Raw genomic sequence first — 8419 nt, 5'->3', positions numbered from 1 at the left:
TCAAAAAATCTTCTACCACAGCACAGGATATATCTCTGACTTTAGAGGGATTTTTCATCTTTCAAAAAATACTTAATTAAATTGTTGGAGGAATGTGAGATTTTCTAACGCACCTAAATCTGGTGATAGCGGTAGGGGCGCAAGGCCTTGTGCCCTTACGACAGGTGTAGTTCAAATACATGAAAACTGCTGTAAAACACTGATGGGGGTGGTTGATTTTGCCTGATGAGTAAGATGATTTTTGTTCTCACGCAGAGATGCAGTTTGCCGTTAGGCGTTTCCGTAGGATAACGCGCAGAATCTGAGATCAAGAGATTGAATTTTCTTCTTGGTATTGAGTAACTTATGGCTATTCAATACACCTCTTGCACGAATGTTGAATATTCTGAATAGATAACTGGCAGGAACCATATTTTAGGGTATTTTTTGTGCCTTTACAGGAACTTCTAAATATTTTTATGCAAGTCGTCTAGCTTCATTTTCATCCCAAATCAATGTCGGTGCTGCAACAACCAAGGAAACTTATTCTTGTGGTGTAAATGCGAAATAAGTTTTAGTATGTCTTTATACTGTTGGGTAACAGCAAAAACACTCGTATTAGAGGACAAAGTTTTCTAAGTAGTTATAACAAATTATACATAAATTTCATAAAAATATTGACAAAGTATTTTTATTTTGCCAAAACATTTATATCAACAATCACCTATTAGCAATCATTACGTCATCTTCCAACTCAGAGGAAAATGCATACCGCATTTTCACTTAATTTTATACTGCTTAGTCTTATTTGCTAAGTATTATCTCTGGCTTCATTCCTTTACAAATGAGACTATATGAGCATTCGCTTTTTCCATATTCCTTTAAGGAAAACAATCCGCTTTTCTATGCTCGCTCTAGCTACGACCGTAGCACTTGCAACCGTTGAACCTAGTCGCAGCATTGCATCTGGGTATCAATGGAATCAGGTCTCCATAGGAGGAGGAGGCTATGTTACCAATATTTATCTGCATCCTTTAGAGAAGAATTTAGCTTACATTAGAACCGATATAGGTGGCTTCTATCGTTGGAATTCGTTAGAGAAGAGATGGATTCCATTAATAGATCACTTTGGGTCTGATAAAAGTAACTACTATGGCGGAGAAGGATTAGCGCTTGACCCTAATAATCCAAATGTTGTCTATATCGCAGCAGGCAAATATACTGGGGCTGGCTTAGGAACAATCTTTAAATCGACCAATAAAGGTCAAACCTGGAACAAACTGAACATAGATTTGCCAATGGGTGGCAACGAAACTAAGCGATGGACGGGGGAAAGGCTGGGAGTTAATCCATTTAATACTAATATCATCTTCTTTGGTTCACGTTTGGATGGGCTATGGAAGTCGGTGAATGCTGGTCAAACATGGAACAAAGTAAGTTCTTTCTCTGGAAAACCTAATGCATACATTGGTATTACAGGAATTTTGTTTAGCAAAAAGAATGCTGGCTTGGTTTATGCAAATGCCTATGGAGACGGAATATATAAGTCTACCGATACAGGTATTACCTGGAGCAGAATAGCTGGAAGCCCATCAAAAGCAAATCGAATGGTGCTTAATAACAATGGAGTACTGTATGTAACGCACACTTCAGGAGTTAGCAAATATGCAAATGGGGCTTGGAGCAATATTACGCCGACTAACATCAAAACTACTTCATTTAATGGGCTTTCTATAGATGCCAATAACTCTAATCACGTTTTAGTTACTTACGACCAATACCATGAAAGTACTAATTACTCTAGAGTCTTTCAATCTACCGATGGTGGAGCTACATGGCAACAGAAAAGTCATTCATTGAATCCTCAAGTACCTTGGTGGCCAAACTGGTATTTTGCTTCTGCGGCCTCAGCGATTGAATTTGACCCAAATATTGCTGGCAAAGTTTGGTTAACAGACTGGTACGGAACCTGGCAGGCAGACAATATCAATGCTAACAAGCCTATGTGGTCTAACTATGAAAAAGGACATGAGGAAACAGTTGCTTTTGAACTGATCTCACCTCCAAAAGGCTCACTATTGTTAAGCGGTATGGCTGATGTAGAAGGCTTTAACCATGGCCAGAAATTAAATACTTACCCATCTACTCAATTGGGTGGTAGTAATGGCCCTTGGTATCAAGAAACATACAGTATTGCCTACAGTGAAAAAGATCCCTTACGTATGGTACGCGTTGGCGGACATCGAGGGTTCAATACCTTTACAGGAGGAACTTCCACAGATGGCGGACATACCTGGAAAAACTTTTCCTCCTTTCCGAAGAACACTATGCCACTACGGGTAGCTATGTCTGCAAATAATCCAAATTTGTTTGTAGCGATCGCCAGCGAGAAACAACCTATACGTACAACTAACGGTGGAGCTACTTGGAGTGGAGTATCAGGTTTACCCAACGGGCCCAAGGGGCCGTGGTACTGGGGTCAACCATTGGCATCAGACAAAGTAAATGGCAATATTTTTTACTACTACAACGGAGGCAAAGTCTACCGCAGTAAGGATGGAGCTGCATACTTCAGTGTTGTCAACTCAACACTTCCTAGCGAAGATTGGTCTATGCTTAAAACAGTTCCGGGGGTGAGTAACGAAGTTTGGATAAGTCTCAATTCGAATGGGCTTTATCGTTCAACAAACGGTGGTACGAAGTTTGCCAAAATAGCTGGTGTGGAGAAAGCTTATTTATTTGCCTTTGGCAAACCACAAACAGGAAGTAAAATTCCAGCACTATATTTATATGGCAAAATTATTGGTATGGGAAAAGGAATTTTCCGTTCTTTGGATCGAGGGCAAACATGGACAAATATCTCTAATCCTCTAAATCCCATTGGCAATGTCCCGAACGTGATGGAAGCTAGCAAACAGCAATTTGGGCTAGTCTTCATTGGTACCGACGGTAAAGGAATCTACTATGGAAAACCAAATTAATATAGAGACGTTGCATTCCCTACAGAATTGTATGTCACTACCTGGGTATTGCTGTTGTCGCAAGAAGTTATAAGTTTAAGATAACGTAGACGCTTCTCTACGAGACGCTACGCGAACGGCTTGCCGCAGGCTACGGCAAAGGAAGATAAATGAGAAGAGAAGAGTTTGATGTGGGTGAGTATGTCGATCTGATGGGGTTGTTGTTGGATTTAGAGATCAAAGATGAGTATCGTGATGGTGTGGTGGCAAATTTTGAGAGAATTAAGGCGATCGCTAATCTGGTAAATTCTTTCCCTTTACCAGAGGAAATTGAAGTTGCACTAGTTTTTGAACCATAATTGCTTCAAGAATAGCTATCTTGATGTTTTAGTGAAGCAAAAACTATTGCTGACTGCTATTACTCAAAAAGCTAAACGCGCTATCTCTTAATATTTCAGCATGAATTTTGATTCAGCCGATGCCATAACAATATCAACTGCTGTACGCCAAGGTAAAGTTAGCGCTGTGGAAGTTACGAAAGCTGCGCTAGCACGAATAGCAACGCAAAATCATCTATTCAACTGTTTTACGACTATAACTGCTGAGACAGCTTTAACAGATGCAGCACTGATTGACAAGGAAATTGCCCAAGGTAATCATCCTGGAGTGCTTGCTGGTGTACCTTTTGCGGTGAAAAATCTTTTCGATATCGCTGGTTTTACGACTCTAGCAGGATCGAAAATCAATGCAGAAAACCCAGAAGCTACTCAAGATGCAACCGCAGTAGCGAAGCTGAAGCAAGCGGGTGCTATTTTGCTTGGTGCTTTGAATATGGATGAGTACGCTTATGGGTTTGTAACAGAAAACTCCCATTACGGTGCTACTCACAACCCCCATGATTTACAGCGAGTTGCTGGTGGTTCATCGGGTGGTTCGGCAGCGGCGGTTGCGGCTGGGTTAGTACCGCTGACGCTGGGTTCTGATACTAATGGTTCAATTCGCGTTCCGGCGGCGTTGTGTGGCGTTTTTGGTTTCAAGCCAACTTATGGAAGATTATCTCGTGCTGGGGTAGCTTTATTTTCTAGCAGTTTTGACCACATTGGCCCTTTTGCGCGTTCGGTGCAGGATATTGCTACGGTGTTTGATGTGCTTCAGGGAGAAGACGATCGCGATCCCATTTGTACAAAGCGTCCGCCTGAATTATGTTTACCACAACTCAAACAAGATATTTCTGATATTAGAATTGCATTGACGAAGTCCGCCGAAGGCATCGCAGCTGATTATTTTACCAAAGGTGCAGAACCGGCAGCTTTAGCAGCAGTGCAAAAAGTAGCTGATGCAATAGAAGTTACTGAATACGTAATCATACCAGAAGCTCACCGCGCCCGTGCAGCAGCCTTTGTGATTACAGCTAGCGAGGGTGCAAATCTGCATTTGGATAAGTTGCGATTGCGTCCTGAAGATTTTGATCCAGCTACACGCGATCGCTTTTTGGCTGGGGCGTTAATTCCTAGTAGCTGGTATCTCCAAGCACAACGGTTTAGAAGATGGTATCGCGATCGCGTTCGGGAAGTTTTTCAAAATGTCGATGTCATTATTGCCCCAACTACACCAATTTCTGCACCATTAATTGGTCAACAAACCATGATTTTGGATGGCGAAGAAATTCTTGTCCGTCCTCATTTAGGGCTATTTACTCAACCATTATCTTTTATTGGTTTACCCGTTTTATCAGTACCAATTCAGTGCCAAAATGCATTACCTTTAGGTGTGCAATTAATCGCAGCACCATATAATGAAGCTTTAATTTTAAGGGTTGCAGCTGCGTTAGAGGCAAAGGGTGTAGTTTCAGCACCGATAATTTTAAACGCTCTTAACTCAGAGGCTGTTTGAAAAATCTAATTTATGACACAAAGACGCAATAAATCGATCACTAAAGACGCGATAAATCGCCGTCTCTACAATAGTCTTTCGTCTTGACGGGGATTCATTGCGTCTCTTGCCTTAACCAAACTTCACGTGGGAATAATATTATACTTATACTTGATCAAAAGCAGCCGGATAAACAACCTTGCCTTTATACCGCTTTTGATAGTTTTGCAGTGGTTTCACCATGAAAAATTCTTGTGGTACTGAAAAAGGAGACTCGATTTCATAAACAACAGAAGGCTGAAAATCAAAGCGAGTATAGAAGTGGGGATGACCTAGTACAATTACTATGGCTTCTTTCTTTGCCTTTGCTATTTCTAACCCTGATTTTATTAATGCGCTGCCAATTCCTTGCCTTTGAAATTGTGGACTAACTGCTAAAGGCGCTAAACCGAGAACCTGGAGTGTTTCTTCACCTACTAGGTCAATGTAGCTGAATAAAATATGACCGACTACAACATTTTCAACCTCTGCAACTAGAGAAAGTTCTGAAATATAACGGTTAGAATTGCGAATATTCTCTATAAGTTTAGCCTCGTTTTTTTGCCCAAAGGCTAGTGTATTTACCTCAGCTATTGCTGTGTAGTCTGACAAAGTTTCACAACGGATATCGATCATTTTAAAACTAATTCCATAAAAATCCAGTTTGCTCGATGTTCGAGAGGAATCTCGGTTTTTTCCAAATACGGCTCAATATTCTGAAAGCCAAATACACGATAAAGTGAGTGTGCTTCTTTTGCAAAAGGGGCACTATCTAAACGTATCCTTGAGTAACCAATGTAGGCAGCTTCGTTGATGATAGCTTCTAATAAAGACCGAGCAATTCCTTTTCTACGAAATTCTGGTTTTACATACATTCTTTTAATTTCACCAATATCTTCACCAATCTTTCGCAAGCAAGCGCAGCCAGCTATTTTTTCCTCATATTGCCCCAAAAGCAAGCGCCCTGAAGGGGGTAGAAATTCGTGGAGTTGAGTAATATATTGCTCAAAGAATGTATTAGCATTTAAATTGATGCCGAATTGATTGCTGAATATCAACTTAGTCTCATTCAAATATTCCCAAAATACCTCTTGTATCTGAAGTTTATGTTCATCAGTCTCTGCCTGGATAATTTTAAGCAAAGTTTATACCTCCGCTAAATAATTGAACAGAATAAAGGCGTCAGTCGTCATAATTCAGTTGGGTATTCTGTATGACACAACGATCTGCGGTAGTTAAGCGCAGTCGAAACTCAGTGCATCGCTGACGGATAGCGTAGCGTTAGCGAGTCTTGTCTGCGACACGCTACGCGACCGAGCGTCTTGATTCTGACTCCTGAATTCTGACTTCTGAATTCTTCTTCAATGAATAAAAATACACAAGTTAAAGTGACAATTACTAAAGTTGATTTCGCGCTTTGAGTTGCAGATATCGCTCAACCAACTGATCGGCGATTTGATTTGCTGGTGCATCTAATACCAATACACCTTTTTGTTTCAGTTGGGCATAAGCTACTTGTCGTTGCATTAATAAATCTAGTGCTACTGCACGGGTATAAGCACCTGCAACATCATCTGTAAAAGTGTCTGCTAGACGATCGACTTGTGGATCTCTCAAAGTTACGCAAAATGGAAGGTAGCGGGGTGCTAACTTGGAGAGTGCGGCTAGGAGTTCTGTAGAGGCAGTAACATCAACTAAATCGGTAATCACTACCACCAGCGCCCTGCGAGTTTGTCGCTGCAAAACATTTGTCACTGCTCCCAAATAATCCGATTCAAATAACACTGGTTGAATTGGAGTTAAGCGATCGATTAGCTGATTTAAATGATGTTGACCGCGTTCTGGGGGAATCCACGTATGCATTTGGCGGTCAAATACACCAACACCCACGCGATCGCCTCGATGTGAACCTGCCAAGGCTAAGGATAAAGTTGCATTCAATCCCCAGTCAAATCGTTGCAAATTCTGCACTTTTGCCGTCATCAGCCGACCGCGATCGAGTAAAATCAGTAATGTTTGTTCCTGTTCTGGTTCTAGAACCCTCACCAGTGGCATTGCATTACCATAAGCGCCAACCCGACGGGCGGTAGCTTTCCAATCAATAAACCGCAAATCGTCACCACTTCGATAGTTTCGCAGTTCGGCAAACTCTGTACCAATACCAGTTTTGCGAGACTGGCGCATCGATCCTGATGATTGCAGTGTCAGACGAATTGTCAGCGATCGCAATCCCACTAAATCAGGATAAACTTTCACTGGCAGACTTTGGGGAATTTGCCAATCATCCCAAGCTAATCCCCAAAGCCCCAACTGTCGAACTTGAATATTTCCCCAAGGAAACTCTCCTCGTTGTGTTGGGTGGACAGTATACGTTAATTCTTCGGTGCTGTTACTGGGAACAATGGCGCTGAGTGCAGGTGTAGATACGCCAAATCCTGTTGGGTAATAGTCGCGGATTTCAATTTGAGCGTCGGTATTTGGCGATGTCACCTTTAGCACTACAGGATTATCTCGCCCAATGGATAATCGTGATGGTAATTCGCGGGTAATTTGCACGCGAGAACGCCGCACCCGCAACCCATCTGCAACCATCAGTCCGAGAATGATGGCATCAAATAGCACAGTGATGGCGATGGTTGCTCTAATGCTGATAAATAAGGATAGGATCGGGGCGTAGGCGTAGCCCGTCGTAGACATCGCAATACCCAAAACCAATAATAAATAAACTCGTTTGGAAGGAACCATTTTTTAGAGCGAGAAGTTAATAGTTAGGTATAAGGTGAATTCAATGTAACCGAAATAAGAAGACTTGCTAAATTCTTATATTTTTTTCTTGTAGAAAAATAGCTACCTACTGTACTATTTTTTTGGAGTGAAGTAGCAAATTATGTTTTGGACGGGTGTATGAGAATCTTGCTAATCGAAGATGAAGAAATTTTAGCAAGTGTCTTGTTGAAGTCTCTGACTAAGCAACACTATGTTGTTGATGTCGTACAAGACGGACAAATGGGTTGGGAATATACGCAAAGTACGAACTATGACCTGTTACTAATAGATGTAGGACTACCAAAACTAGACGGTATTACATTGTGCCAGCGATTGCGTTCTGGTGGTTGCTTCACTCCGATTCTGCTGATGACGGCGAAAGACGGTAGTAGAGAGCGGATTCAGGGACTTGATGCAGGTGCAGATGATTATCTGATCAAACCTTTAGATTTAGAAGAACTGCAAGCACGGATACGGGCGCTGATCCGTCGAGGCGATCGCCCCTGTACTCCTATACTGGAAGTAGGCGCGCTGCGACTAGATCCCAGTAGTTGCGAAGTCACATATAACAACAAACTGCTGGAATTAACAGCTAAAGAATATAGTTTGCTGGAGCTATTTTTACGGAATCCATCGCGTGTTTTTAGTCGGGGGGATATCATTGAGCATTTGTGGACTTTTGACGATCCACCCCAGGAGGAGACTGTAAAATCTCACATCAAATACTTACGACAAAAGTTGAAAGCAGCCGGAGCAGTAGACTGGATTGAAAATGTTTATGGTTTGGGATATCGGCTGAATCC

The 8419-nt window shown here is 41.7% G+C and carries 7 protein-coding genes; 4 read left to right on the top strand and 3 right to left on the bottom strand.

What is annotated here, in order from left to right:
- Positions 1-833 precede the first annotated feature (833 nt).
- From IQ229_RS04655 to IQ229_RS04645, 3 genes are all read left to right on the top strand, one after another.
- Positions 834-2960 (top strand): WD40/YVTN/BNR-like repeat-containing protein, encoded by a 2127-nt coding sequence (locus tag IQ229_RS04655; protein WP_228013131.1) that lies wholly within the window; start codon positions 834-836, stop codon positions 2958-2960.
- A gap of 149 nt (positions 2961-3109) precedes the next feature.
- Positions 3110-3298, top strand: coding sequence for a DUF4089 domain-containing protein (locus IQ229_RS04650; protein WP_194041709.1), 189 nt, complete (start codon positions 3110-3112; stop codon positions 3296-3298).
- Between the two features lie 100 nt (positions 3299-3398).
- Entirely contained in the window at positions 3399-4832 is a 1434-nt protein-coding gene (locus IQ229_RS04645) for an AtzE family amidohydrolase (protein ID WP_194041707.1), read from the top strand.
- Positions 4833-4976: 144 nt separating this feature from the next.
- Here the strand turns inward: IQ229_RS04645 and IQ229_RS04640 are convergent, their stop codons facing one another.
- The 3 genes from IQ229_RS04640 to IQ229_RS04630 form a co-directional block, all read right to left on the bottom strand.
- Positions 4977-5486 carry a GNAT family N-acetyltransferase gene (locus IQ229_RS04640; RefSeq protein ID WP_194041705.1) on the bottom strand — a complete coding sequence of 170 codons (510 nt, stop codon included), beginning with the start codon at positions 5484-5486 and terminating at the stop codon, positions 4977-4979.
- On the bottom strand, positions 5483-5992 hold the full coding sequence (locus IQ229_RS04635) for a GNAT family N-acetyltransferase (protein ID WP_194041703.1): 510 nt from the start codon (positions 5990-5992) through the stop codon (positions 5483-5485). Before IQ229_RS04635 ends, IQ229_RS04640 begins: the two co-directional genes overlap by 4 nt.
- A gap of 256 nt (positions 5993-6248) precedes the next feature.
- Complete coding sequence (locus tag IQ229_RS04630; RefSeq protein ID WP_194041700.1) at positions 6249-7595, bottom strand: DUF58 domain-containing protein; 1347 nt, start codon at positions 7593-7595, stop codon at positions 6249-6251.
- 159 nt (positions 7596-7754) lie between these two features.
- Between IQ229_RS04630 and IQ229_RS04625 the strand changes: the two genes are divergently transcribed.
- Positions 7755-8419, top strand: a 665-nt coding sequence (locus tag IQ229_RS04625; RefSeq protein WP_194041698.1) for a response regulator transcription factor, incomplete at its 3' end; no start/stop codon positions are given.

The organism is Nostoc cf. edaphicum LEGE 07299 (assembly GCF_015207245.1).
GTDB lineage: Bacteria > Cyanobacteriota > Cyanobacteriia > Cyanobacteriales > Nostocaceae > Nostoc > Nostoc edaphicum_B.
This window is presented reverse-complemented; position numbering and strand designations above follow the sequence as displayed.

Coding starts and splice junctions, on each gene's coding strand:
- IQ229_RS04640 (WP_194041705.1), bottom strand. CDS start 5,486: ATGATCGATATCCGTTGTGAAACTTTGTCAGACTACACAGCAATAGCT.
- IQ229_RS04650 (WP_194041709.1), top strand. CDS start 3,110: ATGAGAAGAGAAGAGTTTGATGTGGGTGAGTATGTCGATCTGATGGGG.
- IQ229_RS04655 (WP_228013131.1), top strand. CDS start 834: ATGAGCATTCGCTTTTTCCATATTCCTTTAAGGAAAACAATCCGCTTT.
- IQ229_RS04645 (WP_194041707.1), top strand. CDS start 3,399: ATGAATTTTGATTCAGCCGATGCCATAACAATATCAACTGCTGTACGC.
- IQ229_RS04630 (WP_194041700.1), bottom strand. CDS start 7,595: ATGGTTCCTTCCAAACGAGTTTATTTATTATTGGTTTTGGGTATTGCG.